This is a genomic window from Streptomyces sp. NPDC001914, from assembly GCF_042891215.1.
Classification (GTDB): Bacteria; Actinomycetota; Actinomycetes; order Streptomycetales; family Streptomycetaceae; genus Streptomyces.
Genome location: NZ_JBIASW010000019.1, coordinates 86,362 through 110,859, shown reverse-complemented (window position 1 = coordinate 110,859; position 24,498 = coordinate 86,362). Strand labels below are relative to the sequence as shown.

24 protein-coding genes are annotated in these 24,498 nt (G+C 72.3%); 6 read left to right on the top strand and 18 right to left on the bottom strand.

The genetic code is table 11. The features are described from left to right. Window positions 1-57 precede the first annotated feature (57 nt). The 9 genes from gatB to ACFYYF_RS35970 all read right to left on the bottom strand — a co-directional run bounded on the left by gatB (window position 58) and on the right by ACFYYF_RS35970 (window position 11,472). Window positions 58-1,572: an Asp-tRNA(Asn)/Glu-tRNA(Gln) amidotransferase subunit GatB gene (gene gatB / locus ACFYYF_RS36010; RefSeq protein WP_388782444.1), complete on the bottom strand. Its 1,515-nt coding sequence runs from the start codon at window positions 1,570-1,572 to the stop codon at window positions 58-60. A 16-nt stretch (window positions 1,573-1,588) separates the two neighbouring features. Then, complete coding sequence (locus tag ACFYYF_RS36005) at window positions 1,589-1,819, bottom strand: hypothetical protein (protein WP_361693558.1); 231 nt, start codon at window positions 1,817-1,819, stop codon at window positions 1,589-1,591. A gap of 8 nt (window positions 1,820-1,827) precedes the next feature. After that, window positions 1,828-3,333, bottom strand: a complete 1,506-nt coding sequence (gatA, locus tag ACFYYF_RS36000) for an Asp-tRNA(Asn)/Glu-tRNA(Gln) amidotransferase subunit GatA (RefSeq protein WP_388782441.1) — start codon at window positions 3,331-3,333, stop codon at window positions 1,828-1,830. Between the two features lie 5 nt (window positions 3,334-3,338). After that, window positions 3,339-3,635 (bottom strand): Asp-tRNA(Asn)/Glu-tRNA(Gln) amidotransferase subunit GatC, encoded by a 297-nt coding sequence (gene gatC / locus ACFYYF_RS35995; protein ID WP_037622623.1) that lies wholly within the window; start codon window positions 3,633-3,635, stop codon window positions 3,339-3,341. Window positions 3,636-4,450: 815 nt separating this feature from the next. After that, on the bottom strand, window positions 4,451-6,682 hold the full coding sequence (locus tag ACFYYF_RS35990; RefSeq protein ID WP_388782438.1) for a putative bifunctional diguanylate cyclase/phosphodiesterase: 2,232 nt from the start codon (window positions 6,680-6,682) through the stop codon (window positions 4,451-4,453). Between the two features lie 261 nt (window positions 6,683-6,943). Continuing rightward, window positions 6,944-9,139 carry an NAD-dependent DNA ligase LigA gene (gene ligA / locus ACFYYF_RS35985; protein WP_388782435.1) on the bottom strand — a complete coding sequence of 732 codons (2,196 nt, stop codon included), beginning with the start codon at window positions 9,137-9,139 and terminating at the stop codon, window positions 6,944-6,946. 15 nt (window positions 9,140-9,154) lie between these two features. Next, the gene (locus ACFYYF_RS35980) at window positions 9,155-10,162 is read right to left on the bottom strand and encodes a methionine synthase (protein WP_388782432.1); all 1,008 of its coding nucleotides are present in this window, start codon (window positions 10,160-10,162) and stop codon (window positions 9,155-9,157) included. A 30-nt stretch (window positions 10,163-10,192) separates the two neighbouring features. Continuing rightward, on the bottom strand, window positions 10,193-10,891 hold the full coding sequence (locus tag ACFYYF_RS35975; RefSeq protein ID WP_388782429.1) for an SDR family oxidoreductase: 699 nt from the start codon (window positions 10,889-10,891) through the stop codon (window positions 10,193-10,195). Window positions 10,892-10,932: 41 nt separating this feature from the next. After that, entirely contained in the window at window positions 10,933-11,472 is a 540-nt protein-coding gene (locus ACFYYF_RS35970) for a TIGR00730 family Rossman fold protein (RefSeq protein WP_388782426.1), read from the bottom strand. Window positions 11,473-11,522: 50 nt separating this feature from the next. Here ACFYYF_RS35970 and ACFYYF_RS35965 point away from each other — a divergent pair, with 50 nt between their 5' ends. Further along, complete coding sequence (locus ACFYYF_RS35965) at window positions 11,523-11,846, top strand: DUF427 domain-containing protein (RefSeq protein ID WP_365491706.1); 324 nt, start codon at window positions 11,523-11,525, stop codon at window positions 11,844-11,846. A 64-nt stretch (window positions 11,847-11,910) separates the two neighbouring features. Next, complete coding sequence (locus tag ACFYYF_RS35960) at window positions 11,911-12,702, top strand: alpha/beta fold hydrolase (protein WP_388782421.1); 792 nt, start codon at window positions 11,911-11,913, stop codon at window positions 12,700-12,702. Between the two features lie 116 nt (window positions 12,703-12,818). Here the strand turns inward: ACFYYF_RS35960 and mnmA are convergent, their stop codons facing one another. Then, window positions 12,819-13,940, bottom strand: a complete 1,122-nt coding sequence (gene mnmA / locus ACFYYF_RS35955) for a tRNA 2-thiouridine(34) synthase MnmA (protein ID WP_365491712.1) — start codon at window positions 13,938-13,940, stop codon at window positions 12,819-12,821. A gap of 60 nt (window positions 13,941-14,000) precedes the next feature. On the opposite strand from mnmA, the gene ACFYYF_RS35950 reads away from it, so the two are divergent. Continuing rightward, window positions 14,001-14,705: an N-acetylmuramoyl-L-alanine amidase gene (locus ACFYYF_RS35950; protein WP_388782418.1), complete on the top strand. Its 705-nt coding sequence runs from the start codon at window positions 14,001-14,003 to the stop codon at window positions 14,703-14,705. A 30-nt stretch (window positions 14,706-14,735) separates the two neighbouring features. Here the strand turns inward: ACFYYF_RS35950 and ACFYYF_RS35945 are convergent, their stop codons facing one another. The 3 genes from ACFYYF_RS35945 to ACFYYF_RS35935 all read right to left on the bottom strand — a co-directional run bounded on the left by ACFYYF_RS35945 (window position 14,736) and on the right by ACFYYF_RS35935 (window position 16,617). Further along, window positions 14,736-15,905, bottom strand: a complete 1,170-nt coding sequence (locus ACFYYF_RS35945; RefSeq protein ID WP_388782415.1) for a cysteine desulfurase family protein — start codon at window positions 15,903-15,905, stop codon at window positions 14,736-14,738. A gap of 72 nt (window positions 15,906-15,977) precedes the next feature. Next, complete coding sequence (locus ACFYYF_RS35940; protein WP_388782533.1) at window positions 15,978-16,253, bottom strand: DUF4190 domain-containing protein; 276 nt, start codon at window positions 16,251-16,253, stop codon at window positions 15,978-15,980. Between the two features lie 196 nt (window positions 16,254-16,449). Continuing rightward, window positions 16,450-16,617 carry a hypothetical protein gene (locus tag ACFYYF_RS35935; RefSeq protein ID WP_361693528.1) on the bottom strand — a complete coding sequence of 56 codons (168 nt, stop codon included), beginning with the start codon at window positions 16,615-16,617 and terminating at the stop codon, window positions 16,450-16,452. A gap of 185 nt (window positions 16,618-16,802) precedes the next feature. On the opposite strand from ACFYYF_RS35935, the gene ACFYYF_RS35930 reads away from it, so the two are divergent. Further along, on the top strand, window positions 16,803-17,429 hold the full coding sequence (locus tag ACFYYF_RS35930) for a TetR family transcriptional regulator (protein WP_361693526.1): 627 nt from the start codon (window positions 16,803-16,805) through the stop codon (window positions 17,427-17,429). A 119-nt stretch (window positions 17,430-17,548) separates the two neighbouring features. Here ACFYYF_RS35930 and ACFYYF_RS35925 read toward each other — a convergent pair whose 3' ends face one another. Both ACFYYF_RS35925 and ACFYYF_RS35920 read right to left on the bottom strand, forming a co-directional pair. Then, on the bottom strand, window positions 17,549-17,905 hold the full coding sequence (locus ACFYYF_RS35925; protein ID WP_388782411.1) for a hypothetical protein: 357 nt from the start codon (window positions 17,903-17,905) through the stop codon (window positions 17,549-17,551). A 136-nt stretch (window positions 17,906-18,041) separates the two neighbouring features. Next, complete coding sequence (locus tag ACFYYF_RS35920) at window positions 18,042-19,004, bottom strand: YafY family protein (RefSeq protein WP_361693522.1); 963 nt, start codon at window positions 19,002-19,004, stop codon at window positions 18,042-18,044. Window positions 19,005-19,106: 102 nt separating this feature from the next. Here ACFYYF_RS35920 and ACFYYF_RS35915 point away from each other — a divergent pair, with 102 nt between their 5' ends. Continuing rightward, complete coding sequence (locus ACFYYF_RS35915) at window positions 19,107-19,697, top strand: TIGR03086 family metal-binding protein (protein ID WP_388782408.1); 591 nt, start codon at window positions 19,107-19,109, stop codon at window positions 19,695-19,697. Window positions 19,698-20,127: 430 nt separating this feature from the next. On the opposite strand, the gene ACFYYF_RS35910 is transcribed toward ACFYYF_RS35915, so the two are convergent. Then, window positions 20,128-20,988, bottom strand: coding sequence for a thioesterase family protein (locus ACFYYF_RS35910; RefSeq protein ID WP_361693518.1), 861 nt, complete (start codon window positions 20,986-20,988; stop codon window positions 20,128-20,130). A 161-nt stretch (window positions 20,989-21,149) separates the two neighbouring features. Here ACFYYF_RS35910 and ACFYYF_RS35905 point away from each other — a divergent pair, with 161 nt between their 5' ends. Next, complete coding sequence (locus ACFYYF_RS35905; protein ID WP_388782405.1) at window positions 21,150-22,475, top strand: alpha/beta hydrolase; 1,326 nt, start codon at window positions 21,150-21,152, stop codon at window positions 22,473-22,475. On the opposite strand, the gene ACFYYF_RS35900 is transcribed toward ACFYYF_RS35905, so the two are convergent. Further along, window positions 22,375-23,040: a trimeric intracellular cation channel family protein gene (locus ACFYYF_RS35900; protein WP_388782402.1), complete on the bottom strand. Its 666-nt coding sequence runs from the start codon at window positions 23,038-23,040 to the stop codon at window positions 22,375-22,377. The two genes, ACFYYF_RS35905 and ACFYYF_RS35900, sit on opposite strands and share 101 nt — an antisense overlap. A 47-nt stretch (window positions 23,041-23,087) precedes the next feature. Further along, window positions 23,088-24,479: a M1 family metallopeptidase gene (locus tag ACFYYF_RS35895; protein WP_388782399.1), complete on the bottom strand. Its 1,392-nt coding sequence runs from the start codon at window positions 24,477-24,479 to the stop codon at window positions 23,088-23,090. Between the last annotated feature and the right edge of the window lie 19 nt (window positions 24,480-24,498).

The following is a 24,498-nucleotide window of genomic DNA, read 5'->3' as shown; positions in this document are numbered from 1 at the left end:
ACCCCGGGGGGTGCACCGGTCGCGGCGCACCCCCCGGGATGTGGGAAAACCCTGATCTCAGCCTTCGGAGACGCCCAGCTTCTCCAGGATGAGCTCCTTGACGCGCGCGGCGTCGGCCTGGCCACGGGTGGCCTTCATGACCGCCCCGACGAGCGCGCCGACGGCCTGGACCTTGCCGCCACGGATCTTGTCGGCGATGCCCGCGTTCCCGGCGATGGCCTCGTCGACGGCGGCGGTCAGCGCGCCCTCGTCCGAGACGACCTTCAGGCCGCGCTTGTCGACGACCTCGTCCGGGGTGCCCTCGCCGGCGAGGACGCCCTCGATGACCTGACGGGCCAGCTTGTCGTTCAGGTCGCCGGCGGCGACCAGCTCGGACACCCGGGCGACCTGGGCCGGGGTGATCGGCAGGTCCTCCAGGGCCGTGCCCGACTCGTTGGCGCTGCGGGCCAGCTCACCCATCCACCACTTGCGGGCGGAGGCGGAGTCGGCACCGGCCTCGATCGTCGCGACGATCGAGTCGATGGCACCGGCGTTGAGCATCGACTGCATGTCGTGGGCGTTGACGTCCCACTCCTCGCGCAGCCGGTTGCGGCGGGCCAGCGGCTGCTCGGGCAGTCCGGCGCGCAGCTCCTCGACCCACTCGCGGGACGGAGCGACGGGGACCAGGTCGGGCTCCGGGAAGTACCGGTAGTCCTCCGCCTCCTCCTTCACGCGGCCCGAGGTCGTGGACCCGGTGTCCTCGTGGAAGTGGCGGGTCTCCTGGATGATCGTGCCGCCGGAGTTCAGCACCGCGGCGTGGCGCTGGATCTCGAAGCGGGCGGCACGCTCGACGGAACGCAGGGAGTTGACGTTCTTCGTCTCGGAGCGCGTGCCGAACTTCTCACGCCCGTGCGGGCGCAGCGAGAGGTTCACGTCGCAGCGCATCTGGCCCTGCTCCATACGGGCCTCGGAGACACCGAGCGCCTTGATGAGCTCGCGCAGCTCGGCGACGTACGCCTTGGCGACCTCGGGAGCCCGCTCGCCCGCGCCCTCGATCGGCTTGGTGACGATCTCGATGAGGGGGATGCCCGCGCGGTTGTAGTCGAGCAGGGAGTGCGAGGCGCCGTGGATGCGGCCGGTGGCACCGCCGACGTGCAGCGACTTGCCGGTGTCCTCCTCCATGTGGGCGCGCTCGATCTCCACGCGGAAGACCTCGCCGTCCTCGAGCTGGACGTCCAGATAGCCGTTGAAGGCGATCGGCTCGTCGTACTGCGAGGTCTGGAAGTTCTTCGGCATGTCCGGATAGAAGTAGTTCTTCCGGGCGAAGCGGCACCATTCGGCGATCTCGCAGTGCAGCGCGAGGCCGATCTTGATGGCGGACTCGACGCCGGTCGCGTTGACGACCGGCAGGGCGCCGGGCATGCCGAGGCACGTCGGGCACGTCTGCGAGTTGGGCTCGGCACCCAGCTCGGTCGAGCAGCCGCAGAACATCTTCGTCTTGGTGCCGAGTTCGACATGGACTTCGAGGCCCATGACGGGGTCGTACGACGCGAGCGCGTCCTCGTACGACACCAGGTCGATCGTGGTGGTCACGGTGAAAACTTCCCTCTCAGCCCAGCAGGACGTCGTCGTCGCCCAGGCGCTTGAGCTCCCGGTAGAGGATGGCGAGGCCGGTGACGATGGCGGCGGCGGACACGGCCGCGTCGATGAGACGCAGCGTGTCGTTCTCCTTGCGGGCCCTCTTGACCTGCTTCGCGACACCGAGGGCACCGAACGCCGTGCCCGCCATGGACAGATACGTGCCGGACTTCGACTTCTTGAAACCCTTGGCCTTGGACATTGCCTTGCTCACAGCGACGGAGCCTCCTCAAGCAGCGGGTGGCCCCACTTTTCCACGAAGGCGGCCTCGACGGCGGCTCCGACCTTGTACAGACGGTCGTCCTTCAGCGCCGGGGCGATGATCTGCAGGCCCACCGGGAGGTTGTCCTCGGGGGCGAGACCGCAGGGCAGCGACATGGCGGAGTTGCCGGCCAGGTTGGTCGGAATGGTGCACAGGTCCGCGAGGTACATCGCCATCGGGTCGTCGGCGCGCTCGCCGATCGGGAAGGCGGTGGTCGGCGTGGTCGGCGAGACGATCACGTCGACCTGCTCGAAGGCCTTCTCGAAGTCGCGCGTGATGAGCGTGCGGACCTTCTGGGCGCTGCCGTAGTACGCGTCGTAGTAGCCGGAGCTGAGCGCGTACGTGCCGAGCATGACGCGGCGCTTGACCTCGGGGCCGAAGCCGGCCTCGCGGGTGAGGGCGGTGACGTCCTCGGCGGAGCGCGTGCCGTCGTCGCCCGTGCGCAGGCCGTAGCGCAGGCCGTCGAAGCGGGCGAGGTTGCTCGAACACTCGGACGGGGCGATCAGGTAGTACGCGGAGAGCGCCAGGTCGAAGGACGGGCAGTCCAGCTCGACGATCTCGGCGCCGAGCTCCTTGAGCATCGTGACGGCCTCGTCGAAGCGCTGCACGACACCGGCCTGGTAGCCCTCGCCGCGGAACTGCTTGACGACGCCGACGCGCATGCCGGAGACGCTGCCGTTGCGGGCGGCCTCGACGACCGGCGGGACCGGGGCGTCGATGGAGGTCGAGTCGAGCGGGTCGTGCCCGGCGATGACCTCGTGCAGGAGGGCGGCGTCGAGGACCGTACGGGCGCACGGGCCACCCTGGTCCAGGGAGCTGGAGAACGCCACCATGCCGTAGCGGGAGACCGCGCCGTACGTCGGCTTGACGCCGACCGTGCCGGTGACGGCGGCCGGCTGGCGGATCGAGCCGCCGGTGTCGGTGCCGATGGCCAGCGGCGCCTGGTACGAGGCGAGGGCCGCGGAGGAGCCGCCGCCGGAGCCGCCGGGGATCCGGGTGAGGTCCCAGGGGTTGCCGGTCGGGCCGTACGCGCTGTTCTCGGTGGAGGACCCCATGGCGAACTCGTCCATGTTGGTCTTGCCGAGGATGACGACGTCGGCGGCCTTCAGCCGCTTGGTGAGCGTCGCGTCGTACGGCGGGATCCAGCCTTCGAGGATCTTCGAGCCGACGGTGGTCGGGATGCCCTCGGTGGTGAAGATGTCCTTGAGCGCGAGCGGAACGCCGGCGAGCGGGCCGAGCTTCTCGCCGGCCTCCCGCTTGGCGTCCACGGCACGGGCCTGGGCGAGGGCGCCCTCGCGGTCGACGTGCAGGAAGGCGTGCACCTTCTCGTCGACGGCGTCGATCCGGGCGAGGTGGGCCTCGGTGACCTCGACGGCGGTGAGCTCGCCGGCCGCGATCTTCTCGGCGATCTCGGCCGCGGTGAGCTTGATGATGTTGACGTTGGTGTCCGTCATGGTGATTAGTCCTCCCCCAGGATCTGCGGCACCTTGAAACGCTGCTGCTCCTGGGCCGGGGCGCCGGAGAGCGCCTGCTCGGGGGTGAGCGACGGACGGACCTCGTCCACGCGCATGACGTTCGTCAGCGGCAGCGGATGAGAGGTCGGCGGTACGTCTTGGTCGGCGACCTCGCTGACGCGGGCGACCGCGCCGATGATGTCGTCGAGCTGGCCTGCGAAGTGGTCGAGCTCTTCGCCCTTCAGCTCCAGACGCGCCAGCCGTGCGAGGTGGGCGACCTCCTCGCGCGTGATGCCAGGCATGCAGCGATCCTCTGGGGGTGAGTGCGTGTGTTTTGGCCCAATCCTATGGGGCCCGGCCCCATGCCCGCGCCCGGGTTTGCCCCGGGCCCCCGCGCCCCGCCCCATCCACCCCCGGCCCCCGGCCGGACATCCCCCACCCACGCACCACCCGTTCACCGTCCCCCCGTAGGCGCCGCCGGGCTCCCCCGGCCTCCGGCCGGACGTCCCCCACCCACGCACCACCCGTGACTCCCTGCGAACGGGCGAGCTCTCCCGTAGGGCCGTCCCGCCGTTGGCGGCGCCGGGCTCCACCGGCCTTCGGCCGGACGTCCCCCACCCACGCACCACCCGTGACTGCCTGCGAACAGGCTGGGCTCTGCGGCGGGTCGTCCCGCCGTCGGCGGCGCCGGGCTCCACCGGCCTCCGGCCGGACGTCCCCCACCCACACACCACCCGTGACTGTCTCCGAAAAGGCGAACTCTCCCTCGGGGGTGTCCCGCCGTCGGCGACCCCGCGCCCATGGGGAACAGGCGAAACCGATCGCCGCCGACGGCGGGCCCGGCGCACCGGAGAGCCCAGCTTGTCGGCGGACGGTGAACGGGTGGTGCGTGGGCGGGGAACATTCGGCCGCAGGCCGGTCAGGCGGTCGCCGCCGACGGCGGGACGCCCCACCGCAGAGCCCAGCCTGTCGGCGGACGGTGAACGGGTGGTGCGTGGGCGGGGAGCATTCGGCCGCAGGCCGATCGGGCGGGCGCCGCCGACGGCGGGACGCCCCACCGGAGAGCCCAGCTTGTCGGCGGACGGGTGGTGCCGGGGGCGGAGATGGGCGGTCGGGGTTACTCGGCTGCGGGGAGGGCGGCTCGGGGGCGTTGCCAGCCTCGTACGCCCCGGGCGAGCAGCCACGCCGTGGCCTCGTCCGGCGGCATCGCCGCAGCAACCAGCCACCCCTGAACGGCATCACACCCCAGATCCCGCAACCGCTCCCACGTCTCGTCGTCCTCGACCCCCTCGGCCACGACGAGAAGCCCCAGCGAATGAGCGAGATCGACGGTGCACCGCACGATCTCCGCGTCCTCGGCGTCCACGGCGAGCCGCGCCACGAACGACCGGTCGATCTTCAGCTCACTGACCGGCAGCCGCCGCAGATGCACCAGCGAGGAGTACCCGGTGCCGAAGTCGTCCAGCGACATCTTCACGCCGTGCCCGGTGAGCGCCGCGAGGGTGTCCGCGGCCCGCTGCGGGTCCTCCAGGAGCACATGCTCCGTTATCTCCAGTTGGAGCGCTCCCGCGGGAACTCCGTGCCGGGCGAGACGGGCGGCGACGGCACCGGCGAAGCCCGGGGTGTGCACGTCGCGCGGCGACACGTTCACCGCGACCGGGACGTACAGCCCCTGCGCCCGCCAGCGCGCGACCTGTCCGAGAGCCGTCTCCAGGACGTACTCGGTGAGGTGCGGCATCAGCCCGGACGACTCGGCGATGGCGATGAACTCGTCCGGCGGCACCTTGCCGCGCTCGGGGTGCACCCAGCGCACCAGCGCCTCGAGCCCGGCCACCTGTCCGTCGAAGCGGACCTTGGGCTGGTAGTGCAGTTCGACGTCACCGGTGTCCAGGGCCCGGCGCAGATCGCCCAGCAGGCCCAGCCGGTCCGGGGTGTTCGAGTCCCGCTTGGACTCGTACACCTCCACGCCCGTACGGTCCCGCTTCGCCTGGTACATCGCGATGTCCGCGCGGCGCAGCAGCCCCTCCGCGTCGAGCGCGTGGTCGGGGAAGACGGCGAGCCCGGCGCTGGCCTCCAGGACGAGGGTGAGTCCGTCCAGGTCGAGCGGCGAGCCGAGGGTGGCGACCAGATTGCGGGCGACCCGCGTGGCCGAGGTGGTGGAGTCCGCGACCGGCAGTAAGACGGCGAACTCGTCGCCGCCGAGCCGCGCGGCCTCCGCCCCGCGCGGCAGTGCGAGCCGCAGCCTCTCGGCTATCTGCAGGAGCAGCCGGTCACCGGCGAGGTGTCCCAGCGTGTCGTTCACCGAACGGAAGCGGTCCAGGTCGATGAGCAGGAGGGCGGAGCGCGCGCCGATGCGCTCGGCGTCGTCCAGGGCCGTCCAGGTGCGCTCAAGGAGCCACTGACGGTTCGGCAGCCCGGTCAGCGGGTCACGCAGTTGCTCCTCGGCCCGGGCCCGGGCTATCCACAGGGTGGAGTCCAGGGCGATCAGCGGGATCGAGAACAGCGGCAGCAGCATCGGCTGGGCCACCGCGACGACACAGATCAGCGGCGCGATGCCGAGCAGTGCCACGGCGACGAGCCCGTGCCGGACCAGGGCCGTACGGGCGACGGTGGGGAGCCCTCCGCCGGGCGTGTTCAGGTACCAGAGCAGGGCGCGGGTGACGGCGAGGTAGGCGCCGGCGACGAGCACGACCTGAGGGGCGGCGTAGAGCGTCCAGGTGTCGGGGGCCCAGGGTGTCTCGACGCTCGGGAACCGTCCGAACGACGCGAGGACCAGGGCTCCGGCGCCGATGCCGAGGATGTCGACGGCGCCGTGCAGGACGCCCTGGCGCCAGCGGTTGCGGCGGGCCGTGCCCACCAGGACGACGACGGTGAGGCTGACCATGCCGGCCGGCACCCAGCCGTACAGCAGCAGGACCGCGAGGGTGAGCGCGGCGCCGGAGCCGGTGCCGCCCCACCAGCGGGCCCGGCCGAGGGCGACCAGGTGACCGACGATGACGCCGGTCAGCAGGGCCAGCGCCCAGCCGACGGTGCCGCACGGGAAGAGGGCGTGATGGCCGCTGAACGCCCGGTAGAAGCCCGCGCCCAGGACGAACGCGGCCGTGGCCACGACGGCCGACGGCAGCGCCGGCCAGGACGGATGGCGTTCGGGGTCCTGGCCGGGCAGGCCGGTGCCGGGGTCGGCGGTGAGGGCGCCGGGGACGACGGGGACGGGAAGCCGGGAGCCTCCGGCCCCGCCGCGGGCGGCGCGGTCCGAAGCCCGTCCCGTCCGCAGGCCGGTCAGCCATGCGCCGGTCGTCCGGCGCAGGCGCAGCCGTGAGTCGGGAGCGGCGCTCTCGGTCGGTTCCATTCCCGTCCCTCTTCACTGCCGGCGGTGCCGACGCCACACGATCCGTCGCCGGCGACAACTGCCAACGGCGCCGCGTCGGAAAACCCTTCCCCCGGCTCATGCGGAGTCGAGGATGCGCCGGCCGCGGCCGGGCACGGCAGGCGCACACGTCAACAGTAGGCCGCGGAAGGCTTCCACGGGCAGCGGTCGGCGACGGTTGCCCGAATGCGACCTGGTCACCCGTATGCCCCTGATATGCGCCGAACGGGTGGTCTTCGACCGCTATCCCTCGGCGGGAAGCGCGACGTCCGCGGCCGCTTCGGGTCCCTGCCCCAACAGAACGGCGAAGCCGTCCTCGTTCAGGACCGGAACCTTCAACTGCATCGCCTTGTCGTACTTCGAGCCCGGATTGTCACCGACGACGACGAAGGATGTCTTCTTCGAAACGGAGCCGGTCACCTTTGCTCCACGGCTCTGCAGTTCCTCCTTCGCCCCGTCCCGCGTGTGGTGTTCGAGCGTGCCCGTGACCACGACGGTGAGGCCTTCGAGCGGACGCGGGCCCTCGTCCTCGCCCGCACCCTCGTCCTCCATCCGGACGCCGGCGGCCTTCCACTTGCGGATGATCTCGCGATGCCAGTCCTCGGCGAACCACTCCTTGAGCGAGGTCGCGATGATCCCGCCGACCCCGTCGACCGCGGCGAGTTCCGCCTCGGTGGCCTGCTCGATGCGGTCGATGGAGTGGAACTCGCGGGCCAGCGCCTCGGCGGCGACCGGGCCCACATGCCTGATGGAGAGTCCGTTGATGAAACGGGCGAGCGGCCGGCCCTTTGCCTCGGCGATCCTGTCCAGCATGGCAAGCGCGTTCTTCTTGGGCTCGCCCTGCTGGTTGGCGAAGACAGTGACGATCTTCTCCTCGCCGGTCTTCGGATCGCGCTTGGGCAAGCCGCTGGCCTGGTCGAGGACGTAGGCCCTGATGGGCAGCAACTGCTCGATCGTGAGGTCGAAGAGGTCTCCCTCGTCGACGAGCGGCGGGGCCACGGGCTCCAGCGGACGGGTGAGCGCCGCCGCGGCCACGTCCCCGAAGTGGTCGATGTCCAGGCACTCCCTGCCCGCGAGATAGGAGACGCGTTCTCTCAACTGCGCCGGGCAGGAACGGCCGTTGGGGCACCGCAGGTCGACGTCACCCTCCTTCATGGGCCGCAGCGCCGTACCGCACTCGGGGCACTCGGCCGGCATCACGAACTCCCGCTCGCTGCCGTCGCGCAGGTCGGCGACCGGCCCCAGGATCTCGGGGATGACGTCACCGGCCTTGCGCAGCACCACCGTGTCCCCGATGAGGACGCCCTTCGCCTTCACCACGTCCTGGTTGTGCAGGGTGGCGAACTCGACCTCGGAGCCCGCGACCGTGACCGGCTCGACCTGCGCGTACGGCGTGACGCGGCCCGTACGGCCCACGCCGACGCGGATGTTGACGAGCTTGGTGTTGACCTCCTCGGGCGCGTACTTCCAGGCGATCGCCCAGCGGGGTGCGCGCGCGGTGGAGCCGAGCCGGCCCTGGAGGGGGATCTCGTCGAGCTTGACGACCACTCCGTCGATCTCGTGCTCCACGGAGTGGCGGTTCTCGCCGTAGTACGCGATGAACTCCCGTACGCCGTCCAGGTCGTCGACCACCTTGGCGTACCGCGTGGTCGGCAGCCCCCAGGAGTGCAGCAGGCCATAGGCCTCGGAGAGGCGGCCCAGACCCTCGAACCCCTCCAGGGCGCCGATGCCGTGGACGACCATGTGGAGCGGCAGCGTCGCGGTGACCTTGGGGTCCTTCTGACGCAGCGAACCCGCCGCCGAGTTGCGGGGGTTGGCGTACGGCTTCTCACCGGCCGCCACACGACGGGCGTTGAGCCCCTCGAACTCCTCCATCGGGAAGTAGACCTCGCCGCGGATCTCGACGAGCCGGGGAACGTGATCGCCCTTCAGCCGGTGCGGGATCTCCGCGATCGTCATGACGTTCGGGGTGATGTCCTCACCGGTCCGGCCGGTTCCCCGGGTGGCCGCGCGGGTGAGCCTGCCGTCCTCGTACGTCAGGTTCACGGCGAGGCCGTCGACCTTGAGTTCGCACAGGAAGTGGTAGCCGGACGAACCCACGTCCTTGGCCACGCGGGCGGCCCAGGCCGCGAGCCCCGCGTCGTCGAAGACGTTGTCGAGGGAGAGCATGCGCTCGCGGTGCTCGACCTCGGCGAGATCGGTTTCGTACTCGACGGAGACCTTCTGGGTCGGCGAGTCCGGTGTCCGCAGCTCCGGGTACTCGTCCTCGAGCCCTTCGAGGGAGCGCAGGAGGGTGTCGAACTCCGCGTCGCTGATGACGGGAGCGTCCTTCCCGTAGTACCGGGCCCGGTGCTCCTCGATCTGCTCAGCGAGCCGCGCGTGCTTCTCCCGTGCCTCGGCGGGTACCGATGTGGGCTCTGCGTGCTCTTCGCCGGCCACCGTTGTGTCCTCCCGTTACTCTGGGTTGTCCGCGAGGGATCTCGCCGCCCGGACGCAGTGGGCCAGCGCCCTGCGCGCGAAGTCCGGGGAAGCCCCCGCGAGTCCGCACGACGGAGTGAGCGTGACCGCCTCCGCGAGGAGACCCGGCCGCAGCCCCAGCCTGCGCCACAGCGTCCTGACACCCATGACGCTACCGGCAGGGTCCGACAATGGGCCGTCCACGCCGGGGACGACACCGGCGAACAGCCGGGTACCGCCCTCGACCGCCTCCCCGATCGCCTCGTCGTCACGCTCGGTGAGGAGGGAGAAGTCGAAGGAGATCGCCGCCGCGCCCGCCCGGCGCAGCAGGGCGAAGGGGACGTCCGGCGCGCAGCTGTGGATCACGACCGGGCCGCCCCCGTTCGCCGCGACGACGTCCCGGAGCGTGGCCTCGGCGACCTGCCGGTCGACCGCGCGGTGGGTGCGGTAGCCGCTGGCGGTCGGCACCCGGCCGCGGAGGACGGCGACCAGGGAGGGTTCGTCGAGCTGCAGGACGATCTCGGCCCCGGGGACCCGCCGGCGGACCTCGTCGAGGTGGAGGCGCAGTCCCTCGGCGAGCGAGCCGGCGAGGTCGCGGCAGGCGCCGGCGTCGGAGAGGGCGGACTCGCCGTTCCTCAGCTCCAGGGAGGCGGCCAGCGTCCAGGGGCCGACGGCCTGCACCTTGAGGGGGCCCTCGTATCCCTGGGTGAACTCCTCCAGAGCGTCGAGGTCCTCCCCCAGCCACGACCTGGCCCGCTTGGTGTCCCGGCCCGGCCGGTCCCCGAAGCGCCAGCCGCTGGGCTCCACGCGCGCGTACAGCTCGACGAGCATCCCCGCGGTGCGGCCGATCATGTCCGCCCCGGGCCCGCGCGCGGGCAGTTCGGCGAGGAAGGGGAAGTCCTCGAAGGAACCGGTGACGGTCTTGGCGGCCTCCCGCGCGTCACCGCCCGGCATGGACCCGACGCCGGTGGCGGAGCCGAACCTGAACTCGCTGTTTTCGCTCACCCCGGAAGCCTACGGAATCCCGCGCGGAGGTCAGCCTCCCGGGCGCACCGTCAGGTCGTTGACCTCGGCGTCCCGGGGCAGGTCGAGCGCCATCAGGATCGTCGTCGCCACCGACTCCGGGTCGATCCACTTCGAGGCGTCGTACTCCTTGCCCTCCTGCTGGTGGACCTTGGCCTGCATGGGGCTGGCGGTGCGGCCGGGGTAGACGGAGGTCACCCGGACGCCGGCCGCGTGCTCCTCGTGGCGCAGGGAGTCGGCGAGGGCCTTCAGCCCGTGCTTGGAGGCGGCGTAGGCGGACCAGTCGGCGTGGGCGTTCAGGCCGGCTCCTGAGTTCACGAAGACCACGTGTCCCTGGGCCAGCCGGAGCTGGGGCAGGAAGTGGCGGGTGAGCTCGGCGGGGGCGACGAGGTTGACGTTGAGCTGGTGACGCCAGGACTTGGGGGTCAGATCGCCGACCCGGCCGAGGTCGACCACGCCCGCGATGTGCAGCAGGGAGTCGACGCTGCCGGGGAGCGCCTGGTGCGAGAACGCCCAGGAGAGCTTGTCGGGGTCGGCCAGGTCGCCGACCAGGGTCTTCGCGCCGGGGAACGCGGCGGCGAGTTCCTTCGCGCGGCCCGCGTCGCGCGCGTGGAGCACGAGTTCGTCCCCGCGCGCGTGCAGACGGCGGGCGACGGCCGCGCCGATGCCGGAACCGGCTCCGGTGATCACATGTGTAGCCATGGAGGCCATGCTCGCATCACCGGGCCGGTCCCGGACCACGGGCGGGCACCTCAGCGGATGCCGGCGCTCTCCTCCAAGTGGGCGAGCGCCCCGACCGGCTCCTCGGCGAAGAACACCAGGTCGGTGAGGGGGCGCGGCAGGAAGCCCTCGGTGTCCATCCGCCGGAACTGCTCCTTGAGGCCGTCGTAGAAGCCGGCCGTGTTCAGCACGACCACCGGCTTCTCGGTCTTCCCGTGCTTCTTGAGCTCCAGCATCTCGGTCGCCTCGTCGAGGGTGCCGGTGCCGCCGACCATGACGACCACCGCGTCGGCCTTCGCCAGGAGGAGCGCCTTGCGCTCGGCCAGGTCACGGGCGACGACCATCTCGTCGGCGTCCGGACGGGCCTTGGCCGACAGGAAGTCCACGGAGACTCCCACCAGCCGTCCGCCCGCCTGCTGGACGCCGTCGGCGACGACCTTCATCAGTCCGACGTCGGAGCCGCCCCACACCAGGGTGTGGCCGCCCTTCCCGAGGAGTTCGGCGAACTCCCGCGCGGGGCGTGTGTAGCGGTCGTCGAGGTCGGCGGCGGAGAGGAAGACGCAGATGTTCATGGCTTCACCGTACGCGGGAACGATTCGGGGCCCGCGAGCGCTTTCCCTGTATGGCTGAAGGACACACGATCACCATCGAGCAGGGCGCGCGGCGCGTCCGCGTCGTGCACGGCGGCCAGGTCCTGGCGGAGAGCGACCGCCCCCTGGTGCTGCGCGAGACGGGCTGTCCGGTGCGCTACTACATCCCGCCCGAGGACGTCCGCACGGACCTGCTGACCCCCTCCGACACCCACACGTACTGCCCGTTCAAGGGCACCGCGTCCTACTGGTCGCGTCCCGGCGCGGCCGATCTCGTGTGGGCCTACCCCGATCCCAAGCCCGACGTCGCCGAGATCAGGGACCATCTGTGCTTCTACGAGGTCGACGTGTCCTGAGATCCGGGCGGGCGCGGGCGTGGTGACGCGATGAGTTCCCGGGCGGCGGGCAGTCTGTGCAGGCATGGACAAGAAGACCATCTCGCGCGACGGGACCCCCATCGCGTACGAACGCCACGGTGACGGCCCGACGGTCGTCCTGGTCGGCGGCGCCATGTGCACCGGCGCCACGCTGGCACCTCTCGCCGAGGCCCTTTCGGACCGCTTCGGTGCCATCACCTACGACCGGCGGGGCCGCGGCGCCAGCGGTGACACGGCTCCCTTCGCGGTGGCCCGGGAGGTCGAGGACATCGCGGCGCTGATCGAGGCCTGCGGGGGCAGCGCGGCGCTCTACGGCATCTCGTCGGGCGGCGCGCTGGCCCTGGAGGCGGCCCTGAGCGGGCTGCCCGTCCGCGAAGTCGCCGTCTACGAGACGCCGTTCGCCGTCGACGAGGTCGCGGGCAAGCAGCGGGCGGAGTACACGCAGCGGCTGGCGGAGCTGCTGGGCCAGGACCGGCGCGGCGACGCCGTGGAGCTGTTCCTGACCCTCGTGGGCACGCCCCCGGAGATGATCGCCGGGGTGCGCATGTCCCACGCCTGGCCCGGCATGGAGGCCATCGCGCCGACCCTGGCGTACGACGACGCCGCGCTGGGGACGGGCGAGAGCCGGGTGCCGCGCGAACGGCTGGCCGGGCTCTCCCTGCCGCTGCTGTCCGTCGCGGGCGACGCGAGCCCCGCGTGGATGCGCGAGGCGGCGCGGACCATCGCGGAGGCGGCGCCGAACGGCTCGTACCGCACGCTGGAGGGGCAGACCCACATGGTGGACCCGCGGGCGCTGGCGCCGGTGCTGGAGAAGTTCTTCGGCGCGGACGGCTAGGGCGTGCCAGGGCGTGTCCGCAGCGACCGGGAGGGTGTCCTCTCCCGGTCGCGGACACGCCCGACCGCTCCGGCCGGGCTGAGCGCGTCGGCCGGGCGGAGCGCGTCGGCCGGTCTCTAGACGTCCGCCGTCGCGCGCGTGGTCGTCGCGATCGTCGCCGAGCCCACCACGCGGGTGCCGTCGTACAGGACGATGGCCTGGCCGGGCGCCACGCCGCGGACCGGCTCGGTGAAGGCGACCCGCAGCTCGCCGTCGACCAGGCCGGCGCTCACCTCGGTCTCGCCGCCGTGGGCGCGGAGCTGGGCGGTGTAGGTGCCGGGGCCCGTCGGGGCCGCGCCGCACCAGCGGGGCTTGATCGCGGTCAGCGCGGACACGTCCAGGGAGGCGGCCGGGCCGACCGTGACCGTGTTGTTCACCGGCGAGATGTCGAGGACGTAGCGGGGCTTGCCGTCGGCGGCCGGGGTGCCGATGCGCAGTCCCTTGCGCTGGCCGATGGTGAAGCCGTACGCGCCCTCGTGGGTGCCGATCGTGGCGCCGGTCTCGTCGACGATGTCGCCCTCGGCCTTGCCGAGCCGGCCCGCGAGGAAGCCCTGGGTGTCGCCGTCGGCGATGAAGCAGATGTCGTGCGAGTCCGGCTTCTTGGCGACGGCCAGGCCCCGGCGCTCGGCCTCGGCCCGGATCTCGTCCTTGGTGGTGACGGTGTCGCCGAGCGGGAACAGCGCGTGGGCGAGCTGGCGGTCGTCCAGGACGCCGAGGACGTACGACTGGTCCTTGGCCATGTCGGAGGCGCGGTGCAGTTCGCGCGTGCCGTCCTCGCGGACGATCACCTGGGCGTAGTGGCCGGTGCAGACCGCGTCGAAGCCGAGCGCGAGCGCCTTGTCCAGCAGCGCGGCGAACTTGATCTTCTCGTTGCAGCGCAGACACGGGTTCGGGGTGCGGCCGGCCTCGTACTCGGCGATGAAGTCCTCGACCACGTCCTCGCGGAAGCGCTCGGCGAGGTCCCAGACGTAGAACGGGATGCCGATGACGTCGGCGGCCCGGCGGGCGTCGCGGGAGTCCTCGATGGTGCAGCAGCCGCGCGCGCCGGTCCTGAACGACTGCGGGTTCGCCGAGAGGGCGAGGTGCACGCCGGTCACGTCGTGCCCGGCCTCGGCGGCACGGGCGGCGGCTACGGCGGAGTCCACGCCGCCCGACATGGCGGCGAGGACGCGGAGAGGGCGCTGCGAGGTGTCAGTCATAACCCCTCCAGGGTACGGGGCCGCGGGAACCGGAGCCCGCGAGTATCCGTTGAAGATCGCATGGGGGCGAAAAAGGGGAGTCCGGGAGCGCCGCGGAGCAGTGGAGCCGCGGCGGGAGCAGGGGACGGCGACCAGCCGGTCGGGCGCCGGGTGCTGCTCATCGGCGGTCTGGCGGCCGCCGTGAGCGCGGCCGGGCTCGCCCGGGAGGAGCTGTCGCACCTGTGGTGGCGGCTGCCGGGTGTGGAGAAGTCACGCGTGGCGGGCGCGGTGGACTTCCGGGGCGCGCAGTGGGTGGCGGCCTCGGCGGCGAACTGGCGGCGGGCCGACCGCCCCGACGACTACGGGATAGACCGCGTGGTCGTCCACGTCACGCAGGGCAGCTTCGCGAGCGCGGTGCGGGTCTTCCGGGACCCGAAGCACGGGGCGGCCGCGCACTACATCGTGCGCAAGGACGGCCATGTCACGCAGATGATCCGCGAGCTGGACGTGGCGTTCCACGCTGGCAACCGCGCGTACAACGAACGCAGTGTCGGCATCGAGCACGAGGGATTCGTCGACCGCCCCTCGTCGTTCACGGACGCGATGTACGAGGCCTCGGCACGGCTGACGGCGGGGATCTGCGGGCGGTACGGCATTCCCGTGGACCGCGAGCACATCATCGGGCACGTCGAGGTCCCCGGCACGGACCACACGGATCCCGGCCCGCACTGGGACTGGGACCGGTACATACGGCTCGTACGGCGGGCACACACGGCGGCCGCCTGACACGGGACCAGGGACCCGCCGGGGGCCGGGTCAGGTGAGGCCCGCCCTGCGCGCCCGTTCCACCGCCGGTCCGATCGCCCGTGCCACCGCGGTGACGTCCGCCGGCGTGGAGGTGTGGCCGAGGGAGAAGCGCAGGGTGCCCCGGGCGAGGTCGGGGTCGGTGCCGGTGGCGAGGAGGACGTGGCTCGGCTGGGCCACCCCCGCCGTGCAGGCCGATCCGGTGGAGCACTCGATGCCCTGCGCGTCGAGCAGCAGGAGCAGCGAGTCGCCCTCGCAGCCGGGGAAGGTGAAGTGCGCGTTGGCGGGCAGCCGGCCCCCGGGCGCCGGGTCGCCGCCGAGGATGGCGTCGGGCACGGCCTTGAGGACCGCGTCGGCCAGGTCGTCGCGCAGGGCGCCGATCTCGCGGGCGAACCACTCCTGCCGCTCGGCGGCCAGCCGTCCGGCGACCGCGAAGGACACGACGGCGGGCACGTCGAGCGTGCCCGAGCGGACGTGGCGCTCCTGACCGCCGCCGTGCAGCACGGGCACGGGGGTGTACTCGCGGCCGAGAAGCAGCGCGCCGATCCCGTAGGGGCCGCCGATCTTGTGGCCGGAGACCGTCATCGCGGCGAGGCCGGAGGCCGCGAAGTCGACGGGGATCTGGCCGAACGCCTGGACCGCGTCGGCGTGCAGCGGGATGCCGAACTCTGCGGCGACCTCGGCCAGTTCGCGGACCGGCATGACGGTGCCGATCTCGTTGTTGGCCCACATGACGGTGGCAAGGGCGACGTCCTCGGGGTTGCGGGCGACGGCCTCGCGCAGGGCTTCGGGGTGGACGCGGCCGTGGGCGTCGACCGGCAGGTACTCGACCGTGGCGCCCTCGTGCTCGCCGAGCCAGTGGACCGCGTCGAGGACGGCGTGGTGCTCGACGGGGCTCGCCAGAACGCGGGTGCGGGCCGGGTCGGCGTCTCTGCGCGACCAGTACAGGCCCTTCACCGCGAGGTTGTCGGCCTCGGTGCCGCCGGAGGTGAGGACCACCTCGCTGGGGCGGGCGCCGAGACAGTCCGCCAGGGTCTCGCGGGCCTCCTCGACCGCGCGCCGCGCGCTGCGGCCGGCGGCGTGGAGGGAGGAGGCGTTGCCCGTGACGCTCAGTCGGGCCGTCAGAGCCTCTACTGCCTCGGGAAGCATGGGGGTGGTCGCGGCGTGGTCGAGGTAAGCCATGGTGGGCTCGATTCTACGGGCCCGCTCCCCCTCTTCCCGGCCCCCCTGGGGGTCCTGGCCGCCGCGGCGGCCTCAGAAGCTCCAGGACACGGTGTTGTCGATCTGCATGAAGGCGACCAGGACGACCAGGTCGGCGATGCCGAGGCCGAGGCCGAGGAAGGCGCGGCCGCGGCGGGCCGTGCCGCGCCACAGGGCGACGGAGGCGAGGACGATCGCGATGGGGCCCAGGAAGAGGTTCAGCACGAGCAGACCGAGCAGGCCGAGGACGAAGGAGGCCACGGCCATGCCGTCGGCGTCCTTGACGCCGGTCCGGCGCGTGGCGCGGACGGGCTCGGCGGCACCCGGCATGCGCGGGGCCTCGGCGGTGCGGTCGGCGCCGGCCGTGCGGGTCGGGACGGCGGTGCGGGTCGCGGTGGTGGTGCGGGTGGAGCGGGTCGTACCGGTGGTGCGCGCGGTGAGTTCCATGACGTGAGTCAGCTCCCAACGGTCAGTTGGTGAAGGTGTGGGACCAACGGCCGGGTCGGCGGAGGTGCGGGACCGACGGTCAGTTGGCGGAGGTGTGGCGTCGGCGGGCCCCGCGCTCGCGCAGCGCGAAGACGACCAGCCAGACACCGATGACGGCGGCGGCGGCGAGGGTGAAGCTCAGCGGCGCGTGCGCCACGGAGCCCATCACAACGCCGAGCAGCAGGAGTGCGGCGACGAGGAACAGCATGAGATGCCTCTCGAAGAAGTCTCGAAGTCCGGTCCCGGAACGTCCGGCACCTCAACGGTGAGGGTCCGATGTTTCCGGGACTTGACGACTCAGTGAACGGTTGTAGTAACACTTGTTCACTGACTTTCGAGTCTAACCTGCTTCCCGGCTTTAAAATTCCAGAGAACAGTTGTTAACTGCATGGCATGAGTCACACTCTCGGCATCCGTCAGGCGCAGAAGCAGAAGACCCGACAGGCCCTGCTGGACGCCGCGTTGGGGCTTCTGGAGGATCAGAGCCTGAGCAGCCTGGGGCTGCGCGAGGTCACCCGGGCCGTCGGAGTCGCCCCGACCGCCTTCTACCGGCACTTCCGCTCGACGGCGGATCTCGGGGCGGCGCTGGTCGAGGAGGCGCTCGGAAGCCTGCACCCGGTGATCGGGGACGCGCTGTCCACGGCCGGGGACAGCGACGAACGCATCGCCCGCGCCGTGGAGGTGATCGCCCATCACGTCGCCGCGCATCCGGCGCACGTCCGTTTCATCGCGCGCGAGCGGCACGGCGGCGTCGCCCCGGTGCGGGACGCGATCCGCGAGCAGCTGGCCCGGTTCGCCGAGGAGGTCAGGGACGCGCTGGCCGAACATCCCGAGTCGGCGGGGTGGAGCGACGACGATCTGCTGATGCTGGCGGGACTGTACGTCGACCACATGCTGATGGCCGCGTCGGCGTTCCTGGAGGCGCTGGACGACTCCGAGGCGGAGCGGGAACGGGTCGCCGGGGTGGCGAGCCGCCAGATGCGCCTGATCAGCATCGGCCGCCGCCACTGGCTCGGCTGACCACCGCGGCGACCGCCCGGAAGCGACACCCCGGCATCCCCGGCACCGCGACACCCCGGCACCCCGGCACCCCGGCACCCCGGCACCCCGGCACCGGGGCACCCCGGCACAGTGCAGGCTCAGCCCTGGTTCTGCCCCTGACCCTGCCCCTGGCCCATCTGGCCGGCGCCCGGGCCTCCGCAGCCGCCGGCCCGGGCGCCGTCGGGGGCGCCGCTCGGCATGCCCGAGGGGAAGCCCGAGGGGGCCTTTCCGGTGGGCATGCCCGAAGGGGTGCCGGACCGGGAGGGCATGCCCGTGGGAGCGCCGCTGGGGCGGCCGCCGGGCCCACCGCTCGGCATCCCGGACGGGCGGGTGCAGTTCTGCTCGCCGGTCGTGGTGCCGTCCGAGGACGACGAGTCGCCGGAGCCGCAGGCCGCCAGCAGGGGCGAGAGCGCGAGGACGGCGACGAGGGGAACGAGTCGTGCACGACGGTTCATTGGGGCAACTCCCAGTCAAGTCACGTGGATCGGCCGACGAGAGCCGGTCGAGCGGGAGACAGCGGACCAGATCCACGTAGGGCCGCGCTGTGCCGAGGCTGTGTCTTGCTGTGCGACGCGGCCCGGCTCAGGGTGCTCAATCCCCCTCGTACACCGCGCCGATGGCGGCGGCCGTCGCGGCCAGCTCCCGGCGCGCCTCGGGCGGGGCGAGCACCTCCAGCGCGTCCCCGAAGGCCAGCAGCGTGCGGGACTCGCGCACCGAGCCGAGGACGAGACGCGCAGTCACCCACTCGCCGGCACCGTCGTCCTCGGGCGGCTCCGCGAGGGAGGCCGCGTGAAGGCGTACGAACATGTCGAGGCGCGAGCGCCGTACCCGAACCGTGACATCGACACCCCCCGGCCGCTCCTCGACCTGACGGCGCAGCACCTCCCAGGCATCGGCGAGTTCGACGCCCGGACGGCGCCGCACCGGGTCCGGCAGCAGCGTGGCCGAGCGGACCCGGTCGGCGCGGAACAGCCGCGGACCGCCGCGCCGGTCGGCGACCAGGTACCAGACACCGGCCTTGGAGACGAGGCCGTACGGGTCGACGGTGTAGGTGCGCGGCTCGGCGTCCCCGCCGTGCCGGTAGCGCAGCCGCAGCCGGCGGTCGGCGAAGACGGCGTCCTGGAGCACCTCCAGGTCGACGTCCCGCCGGGGACCGCCCTTCCAGCGGGTGGCGTCGACGAGGACCCGCCGGCTGGTGACCTCGGCGGCGGGCCTGAAGGGCGCGGGCAGCGCGGCCATCACCTTGCGCAGCGCCGAGCCGAGCGCCGCGTCCAGGCCGAGGGCGGCGTGCGCGCCCTGCGCGGCGAGGACGAACAGCGAGCGCGACTCGTCCGCGGTCAGTCCGGTGACGTCCGTACGGAATCCCGCGAGCAGTTCGATGCCGCCGTGCCGCCCGCGTTCGGCGTAGACGGGGACGCCCGAGGCGGACAGGGCCTCGACGTCCCGGTAGATCGTGCGCACCGACACCTCCAACCGGTCGGCGAGTTCACGCGCCGGGACGCGGCCGCGCGTCTGGAGCAGCAGCAGGATCGAGAGCAGGCGGTCGGACTTCACGCGCCCAGGATCGCGCCCGCGCCGGGCCGCCACAAATGCTGACGGAAACTGTCAGGTTATGCGTCGAGAGTGAGGGCACACCGAGACACGGAAGAGGTAGTCATGAACGCGATGGACCCCCGCCCTCTGTACGCCCGAGCCGCCGCGCAGATCGCGTCGCTGATCGCGACCGTCCGGCCGGAGCAGCTGGACGGTGTCACCCCGTGCGCCGAGTTCGACGTACGTCTGCTGCTGTCGCACCTGGTCGGCGGCGCCCGGCGGATCGCCGTGATCGGGGCGGGCGGCGACGGGCTCGCGGTGCGGCCGTTCGCCGACGGCGTGCCGGACGACGGGTGGGGCGCCGCGTACGACGAGGCCGGGGAGCAGGTCCGCGTGGCGTGGGCGGACGACGCGCGGTTGGACGCCGCCGTGCGGGTCCCCTGGGGCGAGGTCCCCGGACGGATCGCCCTCGCCGGCTACGTCATGGAGGCGGTCACGCACACCTGGGACCTCTCGGAGGCGCTGGGGCGGCCCCTCGAACTCGACCCCGAACTCGCGGAGTTCGCGCTCACGATCGCCACCCGTGTGCTGCCCGACGAGGGGCGCGAGGACCCCGGGCTGCCGTTCGGCGCCGTGGTGCCGGCTCCCGAGGGCGCGGACGCCTACGGGCGCCTGGCGGCCTGGACGGGCCGCGGCCCCCTGGTGACCGCCTGAGGCGCGGGGCACCGCGCCAGGACACCCGGCAGGAGAGCACCCCGTCCGCGATCGGACGGCGGACGCGGGACGCGGGACGGACAAGGGTGTGCCGTGCTCGGCCCCCGGCCCGGGGGCCGAGCAGCCGTGACACCCGGCCGGGGTGCACGGCGCCGGCCCCGTCGGGTGACACGAGCCGACCACCCACCGAGCCGTTTGGCGCCGACCACAGCGCCGATCCGTAGGGTGCCGACCACAGCGCCGAGCGCTACGGTCCCGACCACAGCGCCGATCCGTACGGTCCCGACCACAGCGCCGAGCGCTACGGTCCCGACCACGCGGGGAGCGTTACGGTGCCGACCGCGCCGCCGGCGCCCGGAGCTCCCGGGCACCACCCGGGCCGAGGGGTCGCGGCCCCGCCCCGGGCCCGGCCGTGAACGCCCGGAGCGGGTCAGCCGAGGCGGGCGCGGGCGAGCTGGCGGGACTGGGCGACCAGGCGGTCCTCGCTGTCCCAGACCTCCGCGTCCTCCTCGAGGAAGCCCCCGGCGAGGTTGCGGGTGGTGATCGACACGCGCAGCGGGCCGGGTGCCGGACGGCACCGCACGTGCACGGTCAGCTCGACGGTCGGCACCCAGCCGGACAGGCCGATCTCGAAGGCGGTCGGCGGCAGCGCGTCGACGGCGAGGAGCAGCGAGAGCGGGTCCGCGTCCCGGCCGTCGGCGAGCCCGAACCACGACCGCATCTCGCCCTTCCCGGACGGAGCGCCGAGCGCCCAGCCGAGCGTCGCGGGGTCGAGCTTGAGGAAGAGCCGGTCGGTGATCGCCGAGCTGCCGGGGATGGGCGCGGGGGCGTCCTGCGGGCCGAAGCACTGGTCCATGGGCGGGATCGCCGGCGGCAGCGCGGTCGTGCGGACGTCGTCGGGCAGCGCGTCGAGGTCGCCGTACGAGGCGAGCACGCGGATGCGCTCGATCTCGCGGCCCTCGTCGTCGTACTGGAAGAGGGACGCCTGTCCGGTCGACAGCGTCCGGCCGGTGCGCACGACGTCCGTGCGCACGACCGCGGGGCCCGGCTGGGACGCGGTCAGGTAGTGCGCGGAGACCGTGAAGGGGTCGGAGTGCGGGAGGGCGTCGGCGAGCGCGCGGCCGAGGACGGCCAGCAGATAGCCGCCGTTGACGGCGTTGATGATCGTCCACCCGGCGGAGAGGTCGACGTCGTAGACGCCGTTCCCGCGCGGGGTGACGGCCGTGTCCCGGTCGAACTCGCTGTCGCCGATCGTGGCCCGTACGGCCTGTACCGAAGCTGCTTCTGGCATACATGAACGGTACAACAGGAAATTACTAAGCGGTAGCTTTCATGCATTCGGACGTACGGGCACCCCCGCCGTCCGGCCAATCAGGTGAGGATTCGGCAATTTCTTGTCAAGTGTCCGCAATCATCCGTGACCAATCGGTCCGAGTTCTCCTCTGATGGGACATGAGCCTCACCGGGACATCGTTCCTCCTGACCTCTTTCGTACTGTGCGCCGTCGCCCTCCTGCTGCCCCTCGTCCTGTGGTCCAAGGTGCCCGGACCGGCGCCGGTGCGCGCCGCGGCCCGGCTCCTGATGCTGCTCTTCGTCCAGGGGACGGCGATCAGCGTGGTGTTCGTCCTCGTGAACAACGCCAACAACCTGTACGACGACTGGGCCGACCTCCTCGGCACCGGCAACCACGTCCAGCAGGCCCCCGACCTCGGCGTGGACGGCACCGGAGGGATCTCGCTGAAGGACCTGCCCCGGCTGCGGCAGTCCTTCCGGCCGGCCGAGGGACCGCGCATGCGGCGGGCCGGCGGGGTGCGCGTCACCCATCTGAAGGGACGGGTGTCGGGGGTGAACGCCGAGGTCTACGTCTGGCTGCCGCCGCAGTACGACGAACCCGCCTACCGGCACCGGACGTTCCCCGTCGTGGAGCTGCTGCCGGGCTACCCGGGCTCCGCCAAGGCGTGGTTCGGATCGCTGCGGGTGCACGAGCAGCTGCGGCCGATGATGCTCGACGGCCGGGTCGCGCCGTTCATCCTGGTCGCGCCCCGCACCAACCTGCTGGCCCGCGCGGACACCGGCTGCGCCAACATCCCGGGGACGGTGAACGCGGAGAGCTGGCTCAGCGTCGACGTGCCGCGGATGGTCATGGACAACTTCCGGGCCGAGCCCGCCCCGGACGGCTGGGCCACGGCCGGATACTCGGCCGGGGCGCACTGCGCCACCAAACTGGCCGTCGCCCACCCCGACCGCTACCGCGCCGCGGTGAGCATGTCCGGCTACAACGACCCCAAGGGCGAACGCACGTCACTCGCCGGGCGGAGCCTCGACCTGCGCCGCCGGAACAATCCCTACCTGCTGCTGCGCGCCGAGCGCGTCCACCCCCGGGTCGCCCTCTACTTCTCCGGCGAGTCCGGCGACGGCTACCAGGCGGGCGCGGCGATCCAGGCGATCGCGAAGCCGCCGACGAGCGTGGACGTCGTGCTGCTGCCGCGCAGCGCGGGCGGACACGACATGGGGCTGTGGCGGCCGCAGCTCCCGGAGGTGTTCCGCTGGCTGACCGAGCGGTTCGACGCGGGCGGGGAGAACACGGCGAACGCGGGAGGCACGGCGGACGGCGGGGGCGACGCGGATGCCGGAGGCGGCACGGGCGCCGGCGGCGCCGCGGGCACGGCGGACGGTGTCAGGAGGTCTCTTCCTCCCGCACGGTCGAGCGGCGGTTCCACGCGCGCGGAGCTCGCCAGTGGTACCGCATCGCGAACAGGCGCAGCACGAAGGCCGTGACGATGGCGAGGCCGCTGGTGAACGGGGTGAGCGCGTCGTAGCGGATGCAGAGCACCACCATGGTGGCGCCGACGATCGCCGGGACCGCGTAGAGGTCACGGTCCCAGCGCAGCAGGGAGGGGACCTCGTTGGCGAGCATGTCACGCAGCACACCGCCGCCCACGGCGGTCGCGAGGCCGAGGGCGGCGGAGGCGGTCAGGCCGAGCCCGTAGTCGTACGCCTTGACGGTGCCGGTGACACAGAAGAGCCCGAGCCCGGCCGCGTCGAAGACGTTCACGCCGACCTGGATGCGCTCGACCTGCGGGTGCAGGAAGAAGACGAGCAGGGCGGCGACGAGCGGTGTGGTGAAGTACCCCAGGTCGGTGAAGGCGGCCGGGGGTACGGCACCGATGATGATGTCGCGCAGCAGCCCTCCGCCCAGCGCGGTGATCTCCGCGAGGACGGCGATGCCGAAGACGTCGAAGTTCTTGCGGACGGCCAGCAGAGCGCCGGAGATCGCGAAGACGAAGATGCCGATCAGATCGAGCGTGTGCTGGACGGAGGGGCTGAACAGTTGCTGGAACACCCCCACATTCTCACCTGTCGCGGGGTGTGCGCCTTACGAAGGAAGGTCTAGAGGGCCGGCTTGCCTGTGGTGAACAGCCAGGTCTGGAAGAGATCGTCGAGCTGCTGCCCGGAGACCTTCTCGGCGAGGGCGATGAACTCGGCGGTGCTGGCATTGCCGTACCGTTGCAGCTTCGTCCACGCGGGCAGCAGCTTGAAGAAGGCTGTGTCGCCGATGCGTTCGCGCAGCATCTGGAGCGTCATCGCGCCCCGCTGGTAGACGGCCGAGGCGAACATGGTGTCCCGCTGCGGATCGCCGACCGTGATCTGCCAGAAGGCGGAGTCCGCGGGCCGCTGGTTGTACCCGGCGACGAACGAGTCGTGCGCCGAGCGGGTGCCCTTGTGCTCGGCCCACAGCCACTGGGCGTAGGTCGCGAAGCCCTCGTTGAGCCAGATGTCCTTCCAGTGCGCCACCGAGACCGAGTCGCCGAACCACTGGTGGGCCAGCTCGTGCACGATGGTCGACTCCGAGCGCACCGCCGAGTACGCGGGCTTCGACTGGACCTCCAGCGAGAAGCCCGCCTCGGGCATGTCGTCGACGATGGCGCCGGTCTCCTCGAACGGGTACGGCCCGAACACCTGCGACCAGTAGTCGGTCGCCTCGGCGGTGACGGCGTACACGTCGACGCTGTTGCTGTTCGCGAGCACCGGGTCGACGGCGACGTAGATCGGTGTCCCGCCCGGGGTGGTGCCGGTCCTCACGTCGAACGTCCCGATGGTCGCCGTCGCGAGGTAGGTGGCCATGGGCCGGCTCTCGCGCCAGTGGGTGACCGTGGAGGCGCCCTTGGCGCGGGTCGACACCAGGCGGCCGTTGGAGACCGCCGTCAGGCCCTTGGGCGCCGTGATGCGGATGTCGTAGGTCGCCTTGTCGGACGGGTGGTCGCTGGAGGGGAACCAGGTGGAGGCGGCGTTGGGCTCGCACGCGACGAAGACGCCGTCGGCCGTCTTCATCCACCCGTAGTCGGAGCCGAAGACGATCGGACCGTTGAGTGCCTCGGGGACCCCGCCGTAGGTGACCCGCACGGTGAAGTTCTTGCCCTTGGCCAGCGTGCCGCGCGGGGTGACGCGGATCTCGTCGCCCTCGCGCGTGAAGTGGGCGGCTCTGCCGTTCACCTCGACCTTCGTGACGTCCAGCTTCTGGAGGTCCAGGTCGAAGGCGGAGAGGTTCTGGGTGGCGCGGGCGGTGAGGGTCGTGACGCCGTCGAGGCGGTCCGTGGCGGGGTCGTACGCCACGTCGAGGGCGTAGTGGCGGGCGTCGAAGCCGCCGTTGCCGAGCTGGGGGAAGTACGCGTCGCCGATGCCGTCCGCGCCGGGGGTGGGGGCGGAGGAGGCGGCGACGATGAGGAAGGAGGCCGCCGCGGTGGCGAGCGCGCCTAAACGTGCCGAACGGGAGAGTGCCATTTCGCGTCCCTTTCGTACG

Bases quoted from the DNA above. Each gene is read 5' to 3' on its own strand.
- ACFYYF_RS35970 (WP_388782426.1), bottom strand. From the start codon at position 11,472: ATGAACATCTGCGTCTTCCTCTCCGCCGCCGACCTCGACGACCGCTAC.
- gatC (WP_037622623.1), bottom strand. From the start codon at position 3,635: ATGCCTGGCATCACGCGCGAGGAGGTCGCCCACCTCGCACGGCTGGCG.
- ACFYYF_RS35990 (WP_388782438.1), bottom strand. From the start codon at position 6,682: ATGGAACCGACCGAGAGCGCCGCTCCCGACTCACGGCTGCGCCTGCGC.
- ACFYYF_RS35925 (WP_388782411.1), bottom strand. From the start codon at position 17,905: ATGAACCGTCGTGCACGACTCGTTCCCCTCGTCGCCGTCCTCGCGCTC.
- mnmA (WP_365491712.1), bottom strand. From the start codon at position 13,940: ATGACTGACACCTCGCAGCGCCCTCTCCGCGTCCTCGCCGCCATGTCG.
- ACFYYF_RS35895 (WP_388782399.1), bottom strand. From the start codon at position 24,479: ATGGCACTCTCCCGTTCGGCACGTTTAGGCGCGCTCGCCACCGCGGCG.
- ACFYYF_RS35930 (WP_361693526.1), top strand. From the start codon at position 16,803: ATGAGTCACACTCTCGGCATCCGTCAGGCGCAGAAGCAGAAGACCCGA.
- ACFYYF_RS35905 (WP_388782405.1), top strand. From the start codon at position 21,150: ATGAGCCTCACCGGGACATCGTTCCTCCTGACCTCTTTCGTACTGTGC.
- ACFYYF_RS35950 (WP_388782418.1), top strand. From the start codon at position 14,001: ATGGGGGCGAAAAAGGGGAGTCCGGGAGCGCCGCGGAGCAGTGGAGCC.
- ACFYYF_RS35965 (WP_365491706.1), top strand. From the start codon at position 11,523: ATGGCTGAAGGACACACGATCACCATCGAGCAGGGCGCGCGGCGCGTC.
- ACFYYF_RS36005 (WP_361693558.1), bottom strand. From the start codon at position 1,819: ATGTCCAAGGCCAAGGGTTTCAAGAAGTCGAAGTCCGGCACGTATCTG.
- ACFYYF_RS35935 (WP_361693528.1), bottom strand. From the start codon at position 16,617: ATGCTGTTCCTCGTCGCCGCACTCCTGCTGCTCGGCGTTGTGATGGGC.
- ACFYYF_RS35940 (WP_388782533.1), bottom strand. From the start codon at position 16,253: ATGCCGGGTGCCGCCGAGCCCGTCCGCGCCACGCGCCGGACCGGCGTC.
- gatA (WP_388782441.1), bottom strand. From the start codon at position 3,333: ATGACGGACACCAACGTCAACATCATCAAGCTCACCGCGGCCGAGATC.
- ACFYYF_RS35960 (WP_388782421.1), top strand. From the start codon at position 11,911: ATGGACAAGAAGACCATCTCGCGCGACGGGACCCCCATCGCGTACGAA.
- ACFYYF_RS35915 (WP_388782408.1), top strand. From the start codon at position 19,107: ATGAACGCGATGGACCCCCGCCCTCTGTACGCCCGAGCCGCCGCGCAG.
- ACFYYF_RS35945 (WP_388782415.1), bottom strand. From the start codon at position 15,905: ATGGCTTACCTCGACCACGCCGCGACCACCCCCATGCTTCCCGAGGCA.
- ACFYYF_RS35975 (WP_388782429.1), bottom strand. From the start codon at position 10,891: ATGGCCTCCATGGCTACACATGTGATCACCGGAGCCGGTTCCGGCATC.
- ACFYYF_RS35910 (WP_361693518.1), bottom strand. From the start codon at position 20,988: ATGCCAGAAGCAGCTTCGGTACAGGCCGTACGGGCCACGATCGGCGAC.